The following is a 16,259-nucleotide window of genomic DNA, read 5'->3' as shown; positions in this document are numbered from 1 at the left end:
CGGTGGGCTCAGGGGGAGCTGGACCGGTCGCCGACCTGAGCGACCGGGACCTGTTGGCACTGCACGTCGCCGGCGACGACCAGGCCTTCGCCGAGCTGTTCCGGCGCCACAAGGACCGGATGTGGGCCGTGGCGCTGCGCACCGTTCGCGACCCGGAGCTCGCCGCCGACTGCGTCCAGGACGGCTTCATCGCCGCGTTCCGCCGGGCCGACTCCTTCCGTGGCGACGCGGCCGTCACGACCTGGCTGCACCGGATCGTCGTCAACGCCTGCCTCGACCGGCTGCGGCGTCGCCGTCCCACCGCGGAGCTGCCCGAGTACGAGCTCGCCGACCGGCACGACCACCACGCCTCCACCGAGGTGCGCCTCGACATCCAGGAGGCGCTCGCTGCGCTGCCGGAGGGCCAGCGCGCCGCGCTGGTGCTCGTCGACATGCACGCGGTTCCCGTCGCCGAGGCGGCGCTCATCCTCGGCGTGGCCGAGGGGACGATCAAGTCCCGGTGCGCGCGCGGCCGGGCGGCCCTGGCCCAGCACCTGGGCCTGACCCCGGGTGCCCGGCCGGTCGAGGCGCACTGAGCCCTCCCGGCAGCTGCTGCGCCCGTGGCCGGCGCCCTTCGAGCCCGGTCGCGCCTTCAGCCGAGGATGGTTGAATCCGGCGGAACCCGGGGACCCGGGAGCCCGTCGAAACCCCGGCGACCGGCACACCCCTGCCTGCCTGACGACCACCGCACGCCCTGCCCGAAGGACCACATCCGTGGACGAGCCCGCGCACACCCCTGAGCACCCCTCTCGCCCCGACCCCCCGACCGGGTCCGGCCCCGGCGACCCGGCACTCCCGGACGTCACCTCCTCGTTCGATGGCGAGCTGGATGGGGAGCTGGATGAGGAGCTCGACGGTGCGCTCGACGGTGGGCCGGACTCCGAGACCGACCGCCACGTACGCGCCCTGCTCGCCGCCCAGCCGGAGCCCGGGCCGATGCCTGCCGAGGTCTCCGACCGCATCTCCGCAGCCCTGCTCGAGGCCGCCCGCCTGCGGGTCGACCCCGGACCGCTCAGCCGCACCGACGCCGCGACCGATACCCCCGCTGCGCACCTCACCGCAGGCGGTGCCCTGCTCCCCCTCCCGTCGCGCTTGGACCGGCCCAACCGTCCCAAGCCCGCCTACCTCGTGGCGGCCGTGGCGGCCGCCGCGCTGGTCGTCGCTGGCGGCGCCTCGGCGCTGCACGTCACCAAGCGTCCCAACGGGGCTGCAGCGATCGGCGACGCCTACAGCTCTCGGACTCCTGCGACGACTCCGGCGACCCCGGCGACCCCGGCGACCCCGACCGCCTTGACGCCCTCGACCCAGCCCCCGACGTCGGACGGTCTGCACGTCCAGCTGAGCCGGACGGCATACGGCGCCGGCACGCTCGCCGCACAGGCCCGCGCCCTCCTCGACCACCCCGGGCCGTCCGTCCGCGACCTCGCGGCCGAGTCGCCGGCCATCGGACCCATCGCGACCCCGATCGGGCTCGAGTCCTGCCTCGAGGCGCTCGGTGCCCTCGACGCAACCCACCCGACACTCGACGCCGTCTCCGTCGACCTCGCGACGTACGACGGCAAGCCAGCCGCGGTCCTGGTGGTGACCCGGGCAGGTGCCAGCACCGCCTGGGCGGTCGCGCGCAGCTGCACCACGGGCTCCCCGGGAGTGCTGAAGGGCGCCACGCCGGTCCCCTGACGGCCCGGCCCGCGAGCCCCCGTGCGCGGGAACAAGCACCACCTAGGATCGGTTGTAGCCCACACGGCCAGCCCAGCGGTCACACCGGCACCTCGCCGGTGAAGACGCCGGGCGGATCGACGGCCGGAGCACGACCCGAGAGCGCCACGAGGAGCACGCCACCATGTCCACTACGGACACCGTCCGCAACGTCATCATCATCGGCTCCGGCCCGGCCGGCTACACCGCCGCGGTCTACGCGGCTCGCGCCAACCTCGCACCCCTGGTGTTCGAGGGCGCCGTCACCGCCGGCGGCGCGCTGATGAACACGACCGAGGTCGAGAACTTCCCCGGCTTCAAGGACGGGATCATGGGCCCCGACCTCATGGACGGCATGCGTGCCCAGGCCGAGCGCTTCGGCGCCGAGCTCGTCACCGACGACGTCACGGCCGTCGACCTGACGGGCGAGGTCAAGACCGTCACCGACGGCGCCGGCACCGTGCACCGCGCCCGCTCGGTCATCCTCGCGATGGGCTCGGCCTACCGCGAGCTCGGCCTGCCGCGCGAGAAGGAGCTCTCCGGCCACGGCGTCTCCTGGTGCGCCACCTGTGACGGCTTCTTCTTCCGCGACCAGGACATCGCCGTGGTCGGCGGCGGCGACTCCGCGATCGAGGAGGCGACCTTCCTGACGAAGTTCGCCCGCACCGTCACGATCGTCCACCGCCGCGACACGCTGCGCGCGAGCAAGATCATGGCCGAGCGCGCGCACTCCAACGACAAGATCCGCTTCGCCTGGAACTCCGAGGTCGCCGAGATCCACGGGGAGGGCAAGCTCACCGGCGTCACCCTGCGCGACACGATCACCGGTGACACCAGCCGCCTGGACGTCACGGGCCTGTTCGTCGCCATCGGCCACGACCCGCGCAACGAGCTCGTCACGGGTGTCGTCGACACCGACGAGGCCGGCTACGTCCTCGTCGACGGGCGCTCCACGCGCACCAACGTCCCCGGCGTCTTCGCCTCCGGTGACCTCGTCGACCACACCTACCGGCAGGCCATCACCGCCGCTGGCTCCGGCTGCGCCGCCGCCCTCGACGCCGAGCACTACCTCGCCGCCCTCGAGGACACCGCCACACCGAGCGAGGCCGCCGCCGAGGCCGCCGTCATCGACGAGACCGACGCCGGGGAGATCCCCGACGTGCGGGCTGGCGTCGGCGCCGACGCGTAGCCTCCAGCCAACCCGAACCCCCACCTCCGTCCCACCCCGCAACACACCGCCGCACCTCGCCGCACACCCGAGAAGGAGCCCCCATGGCACTGAAGAACACGACCGACGCCACCTTCGCCGACGACGTCCTCATGAGCGACAAGCCCGTGCTCGTCGACTTCTGGGCGACGTGGTGCGGCCCGTGCCGCAAGGTCGCGCCGATCCTCGAGGAGATCAACGAGCAGTACGGCGACAAGATCGAGATCGTCAAGCTCGACACCGACGCCAACGTCGACACGGCGGCCCGCTACGGCGTCGTCTCCATCCCGACGCTGAACGTCTACGTCAAGGGCGAGGTCGTCAAGAGCATCGTGGGCGCGCACCCGAAGCCCAAGCTGCTGCGTGAGCTCGAGGAGTTCATCGCCTGACCTCGCACCTGGAAGGGGTGGCCCCGTCGTCAACGGTGCCACCCCTTACGCGTACTACTCTGCTCGGGGCGCCCGACCGCTCCCGAGCCGACGCACAACAGACCGCGCACCCCTCCGGAGTCGTGCCAGGAAAGGAGCCGAGATGACCCCAGCGCAGCCCGTCCTGCTCCGGCGCGGCGACTTCGGCCCGGCCGTCGCCGCCGTCTGCGAGCGCCTGGTCCTCACCGGGGACCTCCCGACGGACCCGTCCGTCACCGACGCCGCCGTGGAGGCGGTCTTCGACGAGCGCGTGGAGCAGGCGGTCAAGTCCTTCCAGCAGCGCCGCGGCCTCATCGTCGACGGCATCGTCGGCCGCACCACGTATGCCGTCCTCGACGGCGCGCGCTGGGGGCTCGGCGACCGGGTGCTGCGCTACCTGCCCGAGCACTTCCTCGAGGGCGACGACGTCGCCGCCCTCCAGGCGCGGCTCGTCGAGCTGGGCTTCCGGCCGGGCAAGGTCGACGGCATGCACGGTCCGACCACTGATGCGGCCGTGCAGGCCTTCCAGGCCGCTGTGGGGCTCGTGCCCGACGGCACCGTCGGCCCCGAGACGATGCGCGCCTTCCAAGGACTGCGCCGCTCGGTGAGCGGCGGCTCCGCGAACGCCCTGCGCGAGCGCGAGCAGATCCGCCGCAGCGGGTTCAGCCTCGGCGGCCGCACCATCGTGCTCGACCCCGGCCACGGCGGCGGCGACGACGGCGCCCGTGGCGGCCGCGGCCTGGTGGAGGCCCGGCTCGCCCTCGACGTCGCGCGCCGCATCGAGGGGCGCCTGTCGGCCCACGGTGTCAACGTCGTCTTCACGCGCACCGAGTCGACCGACGGTGGCAGTGACGAGGAGCGCGCCGCCTTCGCCAACTCCTGCGACGCCGACCTCGTGCTCTCCCTGCACACCGACCACTCGGCCACCGGCGCTGCGCACGGGGCTGCCACCTACTTCTACGGCCACCCCGACGCATCCGGCCGCGGCGACTGGTCGGTCATCGGTGAGAGCTTCGCCGACCTGCTCCTGCGCGAGGTCGTCGCCCGCACCGGCCTCACCGACTGCCGCAGCCACGCCCGCACCTGGCCGCTGCTGCGCCGCACCCGCATGCCGGCCGTCCGCCTCGACTTCGGCTACCTCGACCACGCCGGCGACGCCGACGCGCTGGCCGACGCCCAGACGCTCGACCACGTCGCCGAGGCCGTCGTGGTGGCCCTGCAGCGCGTCTACCTCGGCGAGGCCGACACCGCGCGCACCGGCGTGCTCCGCCTCGACGACCTCCGCCGCCACCTCGAGAGCATGCGCGCGCAGCAGGCGCACGCATCGGGCGCCGGGGCCGACCGCACTACCGGCTGACCTGACGCTCCGCGGGTGCGTCGGCGACGCTCGCGTGGCCCGTCCCGTTCGGGTGCGGCGCGGGCGCCGGGTGCACCCCGGGCACCCGGGCCAGGGCTCGCGAGAGCGCCGCGGCGACCTCGTCGCGCACCGTCACCACGGTGCGCAGGTCGATCCGCAGCCGCGGGTATGCCGGGTGGTCGCGTTCCACGCGGAAGCCCACCTTCTCGAGGAAGCCCACGTCGAGGACGCAGTCGTGCCGGGAGACGGCGAGCGGCCGCGCCCCGACGGCCTCGAGGGAGCGGGCGCGGTGCGACAGGGCGTCCTTGGCGGCGGCCTGCACGAGGGTCTTGCGCAGCCCGGCGTGCTCCGGTGTCGCCACGGCGGTGAGCAGCATCAGCGTGGAGGGCTCGGACGGTGACGTGGGGAAGGCGGCCAGGCGGCGGACGTGCCGGGCCGGCGCCAGCAGCACGTGGCCGACCGGCCGTCCGTCGACGTAGGCGACGCGTCCTGGGCTCCCCCAGTCGGAGCCGACCGCCTCGACCCACTCCGCGAGCAGCTCGAGGGGCTCACGGGGACCGGAGTGCCCGTTGTGCGGAACGGTCTGCCAGAACGTGCACGGCGCGCAGGTGCCGACGAGGTCACCGACGCGGTCGGGCGTCAGCGGACGCAGCTCACGCATCGCGCCTCCCGGAGAGCCTCATTCCTGCATTCTCCCCCTGCCGGGCCGAACCGCCACACCGGAGCCGTGCCCCGCGTGGCGGCGGCTCGGCGGAAGGGCGGCACCCGGCATACGGAACGTAGGGTGGCCACATGAGCGAGCCGGGCACCTACGTCGAGAAGAGCTTCAAGCGCGACACCAACTACATCACGACCCGCATCACCGCCGACGGGCGCGACGGGTTCCCGGTCGAGGCCGGCCGCTACCGCCTCGTCGTGGCCAGGGCGTGCCCGTGGGCCAACCGCGCCATCATCGTCCGACGCCTCCTCGGGCTCGAGGACGCCCTGTCGATGGGCATCTGCGGGCCGACCCACGACAAGCGCAGCTGGACCTTCGACCTCGACCCCGGCGGTCTCGACCCGGTGCTGCAGATCCCCCGCATCCAGGACGCCTACTTCAAGCGCGACCCCGAGTACCCGCGCGGCATCACGGTGCCGGCCATCGTCGACATCCCGACCGGCGCCGTCGTGACCAACGACTTCAAGCAGATCACCGTCGACCTCGAGACGCAGTGGCGCGAGTTCCACCGGGAGGGCGCTCCCGACCTCTACCCGGACGCCCTCGCCGACGAGATCGAGTCGGTCAGCGAGCCGATCTACCGCCACGTCAACAACGGCGTCTACCGGTGCGGGTTCGCCGGCACCCAGGAGGCCTACGACAAGGCCTACCGCCGGCTCTGGGAGCACCTCGACCTGCTCGAGGAGCGGCTCTCGACCCGCCGCTACCTCGTGGGCGACCACATCACCGAGGCCGACGTGCGCCTCTTCACGACGCTCGCGCGCTTCGACCCCGTCTACCACGGCCACTTCAAGTGCAACCGCAACAAGCTCATCGAGATGCCGGCCCTGTGGGGCTACGCCCGCGACCTGTTCCAGACCCCCGGGTTCGGCGACACCATCGACTTCACCCACATCAAGCAGCACTACTACATCGTGCACAGCGACATCAATCCCACCGGCGTCGTGCCCCTCGGGCCCGCGCTCGAGAACTGGGCGACGCCGCACGGGCGCGAGGAGCTGGGCGGCTCCCCCTTCGGCGACGGCACCCCGCCCGGACCGCCGCGCGAGGTCGTGCCGCCGGAGCACAACCCAGTGCTCGCCCTCCTCGCCCGCTGACGCCAGAGGACGTATGCCGCCGGGTCCCCTTGCGCTGCAAGGGAACCCGGCGGTGCGGCCGGTTCAGTGCCTGAAGAACTCCGCGAGCGCGGGGGCGAGCACGGGCGCAGGCACGTGGTGGAACTCGCCGTCGAGCTCGGCCGCGTGGCCGTCGGGGAGTGCGTCGGCCAGGACCTTCGCCGAGTCGTGCAGCCACGGCATGGCCGTGCCGGAGCTGCACAACGCCAGGAACGGCACGGTGACCCGCTGGAGCACCTCGACCGGGAGCCGCTGGTCGTCGCCGCCGAGGCACAGGCCGTCGTACTTGACGGTGTTGGTCAGGGCCAGGAGCGGCTCCCACATCGGGGTTCCCCGCATGCCGTCCACCATCTCGGCCGGCATCCCGACGACCTCGGTGTTGAAGTAGCGCAGGATCCCCGCCCGGTCGCCGGCGGCCTCGAGGTCCTCCAGCGTCCCGATGTAGCGCTCCGGCAGCGGAGGCCACGCGTCGGTGCGGTACGGCACCTCCAGCGCGGCGCCCCGGGCGACGGGAACACCGGCTGCGATGGCCTGCAGGACGAGCGCACCGCCAGAGGAGACCCCGAAAAGGCCTGCGGCAGAGTGGTTCTCGCTCGCTGCTGCGACGACGGCCGTGACGTCCTCGATCTCCCTGGCGAGTGCCTCGTCACGCACCGACTCGGGCGAGTCGGTCTCTGCCAACGCGTCGCCGCTGTCCCCACGTCCCCGCCGGTCATAGGTCACGCCGGTGAGACCGAGCTCCCCGAGAGCCTGTGCGACGTCCCGGAAGGAACCGCGGTCGCAGAACGCCCCACCGACGATGACGACCGCCGGCCCCGATCCGTAGGCCTCGTACGCGATGGTCGACCCGTCGGCCGACCTGACGTGCTGCGTTGCGCTCATCGTGTGCTCCTTCGTGCCGGCCCGCGGATCGGGCCCTCGTCACTGCGTCGATCGACGGCGCCGGATCTCGACAGCCCCCGACAGCAATCTTGCGACCAACCGGCGGGCGGCGTCCGTAGCGGGCTCACGTGGGCTTGCGGGAGAAGACCTCGCGCCGGTCGGCCTCCGGAACCGTCGCCATGAAGTGCCGCACCGGCTCGGAGAGGGCCGGCCAGGTCTCGTGCTGCTCGACGGGCACGACGGTGCTCACCACCTGGTCGCGGTGCACCTCCACGAGGTTCCACGACTGCGGCCCGTCGACCCCCATGAGCAGCTCGCGGGGCGCGCCGACATCGTCGACGTACGACACCCCACCGGCGACCATGACGGGCACACGGCCCAGGGTTCCGAAGCTCGTCACGTGCAGGTGGCCGCTGAGGACAGCTCGGATGTCGCTGCCCTCGACCACGCCACGCAGGCGCTCCACGTCGTCGAAGTCCAGCAACTGCATGATCGGGGACCGGTAGGCGATGGGGGCATGATGCATGACGAGGATGGTCCCGTGCTCAGCCGCGACGGCGAGTTCCTTTGTGAGCCAAGCGTATTGGTCGTCCGAGAAGCCGCCGTGGTGGTAGCCGGGCACGGCCGAGTCCATGGCGATGACCCGCAGGCCGCGGACGTCGGTGACGCGGTCCTGGGGCTCGTCGGAGTCGACGCCGTGCAGCACCCGGGCAAGCGGCCGCCGCTCGTCGTGGTTGCCGCCCGTGACCACGAGGGCGCAGCCCAGCCGTTCGACGACGGGGCCCACCAGCTCAAGGAAGAGGGCGTACGCCTCGGGGTCACCCTGGTCGGTCACGTCACCGGACACCACGAGGGCGTCGATCTGCTCTCCCGACGCCACGACGCGGGCCAAGGCGTTGCGCAGCTGCTCCTGGGTGTCGATGCGGCCGGCCAGGAGACCGTCGCCCGCGACCAGGTGTGGATCGGACAGGTGGGCCAGCACGTGGGTCGGTGCGGGACGGGTTCCGGTGAGCGGCACGGCAGACAGCCTAGGCCGACGCCCGGGCCACCGGCTGCTGCGGCGCGGCTGCAGCTGCCTCGGTCAGCGTCGAAGCGGTCAGCGTCGAACCTGGCACGCCGGGCACCAGTAGAGCCGGCGACCGCCGAGCTCACGCTGTTGGACCGTCCCCCCGCAGCGGGGACACGCCTCTCCCGTGCGCTTGTAGACGAGGAAGCGCCGCTCGAAGGTGTCCCCCAGCCGCTCACCGGTCAGCGACCGGGTGATCTCACGCGCCTTGGGTGAGCGCCGCAGGCGTCCGGCCTGCTCGACCTGATCGGGCACGGTGATGATCTGGCCGAAGACCCGTCCGAGTGGCATGAGCAGCACGAGGTCGTCCCAGATGGCCTGCCACGTCTCCGCCGACAGGTCCGTGCCCCGCGTCAGTGGGTCCACCGCCACACGGTGCAGCACCTCGCAGCGGTAGACGTTGCCGACGCCGGCGACGACCGACTGCTCCATCAACAGCTCGGCGATGCTCCGACGACTGCGGTGCACCCTCTCGAAACCGAGTTGAGGGTCCTGCGCCCGGCGCAGCGGGTCCGGACCGAGAGTCGCGATCACCTCGCGCTGCCTCGCGCGGTCCACGAGCGTGCAGATCATCGGTCCACGCAGGTCGGCCCAGTGGTTCGGGCCGACGAGGCGCAGCCGGACCGCGCCGACCGGCGCCGGCGGCGCTTCCCCGGCGAACGGTTTCACGTGAAACGCGCCGATGAGTCCGAGGTGCACGTGCAGCGTGAGGTCCTCGATGCCGACGAAGAGGTGCTTGCCCCAGGCCTGGGCGCGCTCCAGCACGCCACCGTCCAGCAGTTCCGCATCGGCCGCGAAGCGGCCCTGGGGACTCGTCGCCTCGACGACGTGACCCCGGAAGGCACGCTCGAGTCGCTCGGCGAGCGCGTGGATGGTGTGCCCCTCCGGCATGGCTTCCTCTCCGGCTTCCTCTCGAGGCTCCTGCGCCGGCGGCAGCGGCCGCCGGCGCAGAGACCGCGCGTCGGCCTGGCGCGACGGCTGTTGTCGGTCCGCTGGTCAGCTCATCGGCCGGCCGGTCACTCCCGGGCGGGGGCCGACATGCCCATCAGGTCGAGAATGCGTCGGAGGTCCTCCATGGAGGCGAACTCGACCGTGATCTTGCCCTTCCGCTGGCCCAGCGCGATCGCCACCCGCGTCTCGAGGTGGTCCGACAGCCCGGTCGTGAGGTCGTCGAGCTGCGGGTGGCGACCTCCAGCACGCGGACGCCGGGCCTTGGGCGCGTCGTTGCCCTCACCGAGCGAGACGAGCTCCTCGACGTTGCGCACCGACAGGCCCTCGGCGACGATGCGCTGCGCCATCCGCTCCATGGCGGCGCCGTCGGCCATACCCAGGAGCGCGCGTGCGTGCCCGGCGCTCAGCACCCCGGCAGCGACCCGGCGCTGCACGACGGGCGGCAGCCTCAGCAGGCGGAGCGTGTTGGAGATCTGCGGGCGGGAACGCCCGATGCGAGAAGCGAGCTCCTCGTGCGAGCAGCCGAAGTCGTCGAGCAGCTGCTGGTAGGCGGCGGCCTCCTCCAGCGGGTTGAGCTGGCTCCGGTGCAGGTTCTCCAGCAGCGCATCACGCAGGAGGTCGTCGTCGCTGGTCTCCTTGATGATGGCGGGCACGACGTCGAGGCCGGCAGCCTGTGACGCGCGCCAGCGCCGTTCGCCCATGATGAGCTCGAACCGCTTGCCATCGGCTTCGGCCAGCTGGTCTGCCGGGATGCGGCGCACGACCACCGGCTGCAGCACCCCGATCTCGCGGATCGAGTGCACGAGCTCGCCCATGTGGTCCTCGTCGAAGACCGTGCGGGGCTGGCGGGGGTTGGGACGGATGCTCTCGATGTCCAGCTCGGCGAACTCCGCGCCGGGGACCACGGCCAGGCTGCCCTGAGCCGGTCCGTCATCGACCGGAGCCGCGCCACCGGGTGAGGTCGATGCCCGACCCGCGCCGTCTTCCGTCTCCGAGCCCTCTTCGGGCGCATCCAGCGCAGCGGGTGCTGCGGCCGGAGCAGCGAGGGTCCCTGTGTCGCCGGAGCCGGCCAGGGCCGCTGCGTCCTGCGAGTCGGCCCTCTCGTCCGCAGAGGGCGCTTCCGGCTGCTTCTGCTCGGCGAAGAAGACATCCACCGGGCGCCCGGCCCCTCCGCTGGGTGCGCTCGGGATGAGCGCTCCGAGGCCTCGACCCAGTGCGCGACGCTTCTCCGCCATTCATCAAACCTTTCCCAAGCGACGCGGCCATCGCGCCGGCGCTCAGTCTAGGTGGTCCGCCGGCGTCCCCCGACAGCCGCCCAGCGTGTCGCCAGGCCGCCCTCCTGCGGAGGTTTCACGTGAAACGCGATCGACGACGTACGACGTTTCACGTGAAACGGTGAGTGCACGCACTCCAGGCCGTTCCTGTCCCCATTGCCGTTCGGTGTTTCACGTGAAACACGCGGGCCAGCAGGCGCGAGGACAGCCAGGCGGGCGTGAACATCGCGGACGGGCCGGGTCGTGACGGGGTTGCCGACTACCCGACGGGCGCGGCTCCGCGATCGGCGATCTCGCCCGCCGCCGCCAGGTACGCGAGGGCACCACTGCTCGCGGGGTCGTAGGTCATCACGGTCTCACCGAAGCTCGGGGCCTCTGACACGCGAACGGAGCGCGGCACGGAAGTGCGCAGGACCTCTTGGGGGAAGTGCTCGCGGACCTCCTCCGCGACCTGGGCTGAGAGCCGCGTGCGTCCGTCGTACATCGTGAGCAGGATCGTCGAGACGTGCAGCGACGGGTTGAGGTGGTGCTTGATGAGCTCGATGTTCTTCAGCAGCTGCGAGAGCCCCTCGAGCGCGTAGTACTCGCACTGAATCGGGATGAAGACCTCGCTCGCCGCCACCATGGCGTTCACGGTGAGCAGTCCGAGGCTCGGCGGGCAGTCGATGAGGATGTAGTCGAAGGAGTGACCGGTCGTGATGGCCGCCGTGATGGCCTTCTGCAGACGGGACTCGCGGGCGACGAGTGACACCAGCTCGATCTCGGCGCCTGCGAGGTCGATGGTCGCGGGCGCGCAGTGCAGGTCGGCGACGGTCGGGCACGGCTGCACCACGTCGAGCAGCGGCGTCCCGTCCACGAGGACGTCATAGATGGAGGGCACCTCGGCGTGGTGGTCGATGCCCAGCGCCGTGCTCGCGTTGCCCTGCGGGTCGAGGTCGATGACGAGAACCTGCAGCCCCGACTGGGCCAGGGCCGCCGCGATGTTGACCGTCGTGGTGGTCTTCCCGACTCCGCCCTTCTGGTTGGCGACGGTGAGCACCCGAGGGGTCGCCGGCTTGGGGAAGTTCCGTCCGGTGAGCTGGATCCGCCGGCGGGCGTTCTCGGCCAGCTCCATGGCGAGCGGCGTGTCCTCGCCGGCAGTGGGAATGGCGGCAGCGAGCGCCTCCCGGTCCGCGTCGTTCGCGCCCGCGAGCGACTCGTGCTGCCAGTTGTCCACAGCGTTGTCCCCAAGAGGAACAGCCTCGGTTTCCCGTTCGGAGGGGCTCTCGACCACGTCGTTGTCCACCCCCTTGTCCACAGGAGCGGCTGTCGCGACGGACGGAGCGCCGATCGGCTGTGCCACGGCGGCTGCGACCGTCGGCGGTGGGCTCGGAGTCAGGCCGGTGAAGGCGTCGTGCGCGGACTCCACCGGATCGGGGCGAGCCCCGGGAGCCTCCGGGACTGCCGTGGTTGCGCTGGGCCTCGGACGCACGACCTCGGAGGACGGTGTTTCACGTGAAACGGCGGCAAGCGCGCGACCAAGCCACCCCAGACGACGGTGCTCCGCGGCGGGCTCCGGGTCACTGGGCCAGCCCAGGTTCGTCGACATCGTCACGGGGAGTGCACCTCCGGGGTTGCGGCTGGCTCCACGAGAGACACTGCGTGGACCGTCCTGCGAAATGGTCTGGACACGATCATGGCTGACGACGCCCACGGTCGCCCGTACCGGTGCCGGTGCGTCGGGATCCTCGGGGCCGATCGGCACGGCGGCGCGCGGATCCGGCGCTCGACGGCTGACGGCTGCGGAACCTGCGGCGGTCCACCTCTTCGCCGATCGTCGCCCGCAGCACGATGGTCGGCTCCGGCAGGGCATGGCCGCCCACCCGCTCGACCGCGGCGTCCACCACCCCGAGTCGCGCCAGCGCCGTCCGCGCCTCGTCGAGCTCCTCCTGGGCGCTGCTGCCCTTGAGCGCGAGGAGGCTTCCGCCCGACTCGAGGAGCGGCAGAGTCCACTCGGCGAGCTGGACGATGCGCGACACTGCCCGAGCCGTGACCCATGGGGCGTGCAGGCGGTCCCACAACGCTTCGGCCCGGGCGGTGTGGACGGTCACATTGGTGAGACCGAGCTGCGCAACGGAGCCGCTCAGCCAGCCGGTGCGTCGGGCCAGTGGCTCGACGAGGTGCAGGTGCAGGTCCGGCCGAGCGATCGCCAGGGCCAGACCGGGTAGGCCTGCGCCTGAACCGACATCGACCACCTGCTGGCCGTCGCCGGCCTCTGGAATCAGCTCGTGGACGACGGCGCAGTTGAGCACGTGCCGGCCCCACAGGCGCGGCGCCTCCCGCGGGCCGATCAGCCCGTGACTGATGCCCGTGTCGGCGAGGATCGCGACGAACTCCTCGGCGAGCGGAAGGCGGTCACCGAAGACAGCCTGTGCCGCAACGGGAGTGGTAGGGACTGCAGACGGCTCGAGAGCATCGTCGGGCACGCGCTCTCACTCCTCGGTCTCGTTCTGGATGTGGCAGTCATCAGGTGCAGCCGCCCCTCCGGCGACCCCGGCCGGCCCGCGGTCCGACTCGTCCTCCGGTCAGCTCGGAAGACAGTCCGTGTGCCGGCGACCCGTGTCACTGCGGTGGCGCCGTGGGCGGCACTCAGCCGAGTGCCGACCAGCGCTGGCGCCGTTTCACGTGAAACGGAGGGAGCCGTTTCAGGCAGGGAGGATGACGATGTGGCGGTTGGGCTCGACGCCCTCGGACTCCGAGACGAGCCCCGCGGCCGACACCTCATCGTGCACGACCTTGCGCTCGAAGGCCGACATCGGCTCGAGCGAGCGCTTCTCCCCCGACTCCTTGACCTCCGCGATGGCGGCGTGGGCGAGCTCGACCAGGGCTGACCGGCGCTGCGCACGGTGCCCGGCGATGTCGAGCATCAGGCGGCTGCGCTCCCCGGTCTGGACCTGGACCGCGAGCCGGGTCAGCTCCTGCAGGGCCTCGAGCACCTTGCCGTCGGTCCCCACCAGGCGACGGGGGACGCGGCCCTCGTCGGAGTCGACGATGGCGATGGCCGCGCGGTCCCCGTCGACGTCCACGTCGATGTCCCCGTCGAGGTCGGCGATGTCGAGCAGGGTCTCGAGGAAGTCGGCGGCGACCTCGCCCTCACGCTCGAGCTGGCGCAGGCGCGTGCCCTTGTCGGCCTTCCCGGAATCGGCGTGCGTGGCCGCCCCGTCCGCATCGGCCTCGCCGGCCTCGCCGGCGCCGGACGCCTCGGCCCGCGCCTCGTCGGCCGCCTCGGCGACCTCGGGAACGAGGGCGCCCTCCGTGGTGGCGACCACGGGCTCGCCGGTGGTGGTCGTGTCGATGTCAGGGGACTGCGTGTCGCTCATGGATACTCCTAGGTTCACCGGGCCGAACTGTGGACAACGTGCATCCGCGCAGGTCAGCGGCCCGAAGACGTGTGGACAAGTATGTGGACGAACCTCAGCGGCGGTTCTTGCTCGGCTGGGTCTTGGCGCGCTTCTTGCCCTTGGGCTGCTGGCGCTGTCCGGACTTAGGGGCGTCGTCCGGCACCGTGTCGTCTCCCGCGTCGAGCCCCGGCACGGAGAAGTCCTCGACGTCCTTGCCCCTGCGCTTGAGCCGCTCACGGCGTGCACGCTCGGCCTCGGAGCCCGGGGCCGGCATGTTGCGGATGACGTAGAACTGCTGGCCCATGGTCCAGAGGTTGGTGGTCAGCCAGTAGAGCAGCACACCGATGGGGAAGTTGATGCCGGAGATCGCGAAGAAGATCGGCATCAGGTAGAGCAGCACCTTCTGCTGCTTGGCGAAGGGGTTGTCCAGCGCCGAGGCCGGCATGTTCTTGCGCATCAGCTGGTACTGCGTCGTGAAGGTCGTCGCCGACATCAGGACGATGAGCACCGCCGTGAGGATCTGGACGTTCAGGTTGCCGTTCGCGTGCGTGAAGCTGTCGGAGAGCTTGGCCCCGAAGATCGTCGAGCTCTCGATCTGGCCGGCGACCTGCTGGGTGATCGGACCGATGGGCGGTGCCTTGCCCTCGGCCTGCGCCTTGAGGTTGTTGAGCAGCTGGAAGAGCGCGAAGAAGAACGGGCTCTGGATCAGGATCGGCAGGCAGCTGCTGAACGGGTTGGTCCCGGTCCGCCGGTAGAGATCCATGATCTCGGCCTGCTGCGCCTTCTGGGACTCCGGGTCGCGCTTGCCCTTGTACTTCTTCTGGATCTTCTGCATCTCCGGCTGGATGAGCTGCATCCGGCGGGAGGAGTGGATCTGGCGCACGAAGAGCGGGATGAGCATCACGCGCACGATGACGGTGAGGCCGACGATCGACATCGCCCAGGCCCAGCCGGTGGACATCCCGATCGCGTCGAAGAGCCCGTGCCAGGCGTACATGACCCACGCTTCACCGAACTTGATCGGGTAGAGCAGGGTCTGCAAGAAGTCCATGAACGTGTTTCCTCTGTCGTCTGGTGGGCCGGCCGGTCCAGCTGGGTGTTCGAGCTGGAGGGCCGCTCACCACTGGTCGGCAACGATATGCCGGTGGGTCAGGGGTTGGGACGGAAGTCCTCGGGTCGCACGTCGCCGCGCGAGGCCCAGGTCTCCGGGACGGGGTCGACGCCGCCGGGAGTCCAGGGGTGACACCGGCCGAGCCGGCGGATCGTCAGCCAGCCCCCACGCACGGGACCGAACCGGGTGAGCGCCTCGACGGCATACGCGGAACAGCTGGGGTAGAAGCGGCAGGTCGGTGGCCTGAGCGGGGAGACGAAGCGCTGGTAGAAGCGCACGGCGAGCACGAGCGGGGAGGCGAGCACCTGGTTCAGCGTGGCGCTCATCGCCGGCACGCCTTCTCGAGGCCGCGGGCCACGGCGAGGTCGAGCTCGTCCCAACCTGCGTCGGCGGCCGCAGGGTTGGCCCGGACCACGAGGTCCAGACCCGTCGGTATGCCGTTCAGCCGGCTCGCGACGCTGGCGCGCAGCCGGCGCTTGGTGCGGTTGCGCACGACGGCGTTGCCGACGGCCTTGGACACAACAAAACCGACGCGCGGCGGAAGATCCGCACGCGCATCGGTCCGGTTGGCATGCACGACGATGAGTCGCCCGCCTGCTCTGCTGGCGCCAGGCCCGCGTACTGCCGAGGTGAAGTCCGACCGTTCACGCAGTCGGTGACGTGCCGGCAGCACGCCGCGGCCTCAGGCGGCTCAGGCCGAGAGCTCGGCGCGGCCCTTGCGACGACGGGCGGCGAGGATGGCACGGCCGGCACGCGTGCGCATGCGCAGGCGGAAGCCGTGCGTCTTGGCGCGGCGACGGTTGTTCGGCTGGAAGGTGCGCTTGCTCACGTGGATCTCCGTAGGTTGCGGCGCCCGCTCGACGTCAGGACGTCGGCGCGGCGCCCGGGTGGGGCTGGCGGTGGCCGATGCGACCGCAATCGGCAAGCCCATGGAGAGGCAGGATCCGGCCGGGCCGGCTCCCGAAGGGCCATGGGCATGCGAAAGAGGTCGCAGACACGCTCGGTCAACGATACGGGAGCGCCGGAACGGGGGTCAAACCGGCGCAGGCGGCCGCGC

The 16,259-nt window shown here is 71.7% G+C and carries 18 protein-coding genes; 6 read left to right on the top strand and 12 right to left on the bottom strand.

Features of this window, described 5'->3' with window-relative positions:
* The first annotated feature begins 2 nt into the window (after positions 1-2).
* From sigM to ABD241_RS09660, 5 genes are all read left to right on the top strand, one after another.
* Positions 3-575, top strand: coding sequence for an RNA polymerase sigma factor SigM (gene sigM / locus ABD241_RS09680; RefSeq protein WP_344061211.1), 573 nt, complete (start codon positions 3-5; stop codon positions 573-575).
* A gap of 178 nt (positions 576-753) precedes the next feature.
* Entirely contained in the window at positions 754-1,716 is a 963-nt protein-coding gene (locus ABD241_RS09675) for a hypothetical protein (protein ID WP_344061208.1), read from the top strand.
* Between the two features lie 163 nt (positions 1,717-1,879).
* The gene (trxB, locus tag ABD241_RS09670) at positions 1,880-2,923 is read left to right on the top strand and encodes a thioredoxin-disulfide reductase (RefSeq protein WP_344061205.1); all 1,044 of its coding nucleotides are present in this window, start codon (positions 1,880-1,882) and stop codon (positions 2,921-2,923) included.
* 83 nt (positions 2,924-3,006) lie between these two features.
* On the top strand, positions 3,007-3,330 hold the full coding sequence (gene trxA / locus ABD241_RS09665) for a thioredoxin (protein WP_344061202.1): 324 nt from the start codon (positions 3,007-3,009) through the stop codon (positions 3,328-3,330).
* A gap of 142 nt (positions 3,331-3,472) precedes the next feature.
* Positions 3,473-4,705, top strand: coding sequence for an N-acetylmuramoyl-L-alanine amidase (locus tag ABD241_RS09660; RefSeq protein WP_344061199.1), 1,233 nt, complete (start codon positions 3,473-3,475; stop codon positions 4,703-4,705).
* Here ABD241_RS09660 and ABD241_RS09655 read toward each other — a convergent pair.
* Positions 4,695-5,366: an N-acetyltransferase gene (locus tag ABD241_RS09655; RefSeq protein ID WP_344061195.1), complete on the bottom strand. Its 672-nt coding sequence runs from the start codon at positions 5,364-5,366 to the stop codon at positions 4,695-4,697. The genes ABD241_RS09660 and ABD241_RS09655 overlap by 11 nt on opposite strands.
* A 131-nt stretch (positions 5,367-5,497) precedes the next feature.
* Between ABD241_RS09655 and ABD241_RS09650 the strand changes: the two genes are divergently transcribed.
* A complete protein-coding gene (locus ABD241_RS09650) occupies positions 5,498-6,520 on the top strand; it encodes a glutathione S-transferase family protein (protein ID WP_344061192.1) in 1,023 nt (340 codons plus the stop codon).
* Between the two features lie 63 nt (positions 6,521-6,583).
* On the opposite strand, the gene ABD241_RS09645 is transcribed toward ABD241_RS09650, so the two are convergent.
* From ABD241_RS09645 to rpmH, 11 genes are all read right to left on the bottom strand, one after another.
* Complete coding sequence (locus tag ABD241_RS09645) at positions 6,584-7,420, bottom strand: alpha/beta hydrolase (RefSeq protein WP_344061189.1); 837 nt, start codon at positions 7,418-7,420, stop codon at positions 6,584-6,586.
* A gap of 124 nt (positions 7,421-7,544) precedes the next feature.
* Positions 7,545-8,438 carry a metallophosphoesterase gene (locus ABD241_RS09640; RefSeq protein WP_344061186.1) on the bottom strand — a complete coding sequence of 298 codons (894 nt, stop codon included), beginning with the start codon at positions 8,436-8,438 and terminating at the stop codon, positions 7,545-7,547.
* 78 nt (positions 8,439-8,516) lie between these two features.
* Entirely contained in the window at positions 8,517-9,377 is an 861-nt protein-coding gene (locus ABD241_RS09635) for an Fpg/Nei family DNA glycosylase (RefSeq protein ID WP_344061183.1), read from the bottom strand.
* A 125-nt stretch (positions 9,378-9,502) separates the two neighbouring features.
* Entirely contained in the window at positions 9,503-10,672 is a 1,170-nt protein-coding gene (locus ABD241_RS09630; RefSeq protein ID WP_344061180.1) for a ParB/RepB/Spo0J family partition protein, read from the bottom strand.
* 298 nt (positions 10,673-10,970) lie between these two features.
* On the bottom strand, positions 10,971-11,927 hold the full coding sequence (locus tag ABD241_RS09625; RefSeq protein WP_425580732.1) for a ParA family protein: 957 nt from the start codon (positions 11,925-11,927) through the stop codon (positions 10,971-10,973).
* A 457-nt stretch (positions 11,928-12,384) separates the two neighbouring features.
* Complete coding sequence (gene rsmG / locus ABD241_RS09620) at positions 12,385-13,176, bottom strand: 16S rRNA (guanine(527)-N(7))-methyltransferase RsmG (RefSeq protein WP_344061177.1); 792 nt, start codon at positions 13,174-13,176, stop codon at positions 12,385-12,387.
* 219 nt (positions 13,177-13,395) lie between these two features.
* Positions 13,396-14,070: a Jag family protein gene (locus ABD241_RS09615; RefSeq protein ID WP_344061174.1), complete on the bottom strand. Its 675-nt coding sequence runs from the start codon at positions 14,068-14,070 to the stop codon at positions 13,396-13,398.
* 94 nt (positions 14,071-14,164) lie between these two features.
* Positions 14,165-15,142: a membrane protein insertase YidC gene (gene yidC, locus ABD241_RS09610; protein ID WP_344061172.1), complete on the bottom strand. Its 978-nt coding sequence runs from the start codon at positions 15,140-15,142 to the stop codon at positions 14,165-14,167.
* Between the two features lie 98 nt (positions 15,143-15,240).
* On the bottom strand, positions 15,241-15,528 hold the full coding sequence (gene yidD / locus ABD241_RS09605; RefSeq protein WP_344061170.1) for a membrane protein insertion efficiency factor YidD: 288 nt from the start codon (positions 15,526-15,528) through the stop codon (positions 15,241-15,243).
* A complete protein-coding gene (gene rnpA / locus ABD241_RS09600; RefSeq protein WP_142219874.1) occupies positions 15,525-15,875 on the bottom strand; it encodes a ribonuclease P protein component in 351 nt (116 codons plus the stop codon). Before rnpA ends, yidD begins: the two co-directional genes overlap by 4 nt.
* An 18-nt stretch (positions 15,876-15,893) precedes the next feature.
* Entirely contained in the window at positions 15,894-16,031 is a 138-nt protein-coding gene (gene rpmH, locus ABD241_RS09595; RefSeq protein WP_010849920.1) for a 50S ribosomal protein L34, read from the bottom strand.
* Positions 16,032-16,259 lie beyond the last annotated feature (228 nt).

The sequence above is a fragment of the Terrabacter lapilli genome, assembly GCF_039531305.1.
Taxonomy (GTDB): Bacteria; Actinomycetota; Actinomycetes; order Actinomycetales; family Dermatophilaceae; genus Terrabacter; species Terrabacter lapilli.
Note: the sequence above shows the minus strand (reverse complement) of the source record. Positions and strands in the feature narration are given on the sequence as shown.

Coding starts and splice junctions, on each gene's coding strand:
- trxB (WP_344061205.1), top strand. CDS start 1,880: ATGTCCACTACGGACACCGTCCGCAACGTCATCATCATCGGCTCCGGC.
- trxA (WP_344061202.1), top strand. CDS start 3,007: ATGGCACTGAAGAACACGACCGACGCCACCTTCGCCGACGACGTCCTC.
- ABD241_RS09660 (WP_344061199.1), top strand. CDS start 3,473: ATGACCCCAGCGCAGCCCGTCCTGCTCCGGCGCGGCGACTTCGGCCCG.
- ABD241_RS09655 (WP_344061195.1), bottom strand. CDS start 5,366: ATGCGTGAGCTGCGTCCGCTGACGCCCGACCGCGTCGGTGACCTCGTC.
- ABD241_RS09650 (WP_344061192.1), top strand. CDS start 5,498: ATGAGCGAGCCGGGCACCTACGTCGAGAAGAGCTTCAAGCGCGACACC.
- ABD241_RS09645 (WP_344061189.1), bottom strand. CDS start 7,420: ATGAGCGCAACGCAGCACGTCAGGTCGGCCGACGGGTCGACCATCGCG.
- ABD241_RS09635 (WP_344061183.1), bottom strand. CDS start 9,377: ATGCCGGAGGGGCACACCATCCACGCGCTCGCCGAGCGACTCGAGCGT.
- ABD241_RS09630 (WP_344061180.1), bottom strand. CDS start 10,672: ATGGCGGAGAAGCGTCGCGCACTGGGTCGAGGCCTCGGAGCGCTCATC.
- ABD241_RS09615 (WP_344061174.1), bottom strand. CDS start 14,070: ATGAGCGACACGCAGTCCCCTGACATCGACACGACCACCACCGGCGAG.
- yidC (WP_344061172.1), bottom strand. CDS start 15,142: ATGGACTTCTTGCAGACCCTGCTCTACCCGATCAAGTTCGGTGAAGCG.
- yidD (WP_344061170.1), bottom strand. CDS start 15,528: ATGAGCGCCACGCTGAACCAGGTGCTCGCCTCCCCGCTCGTGCTCGCC.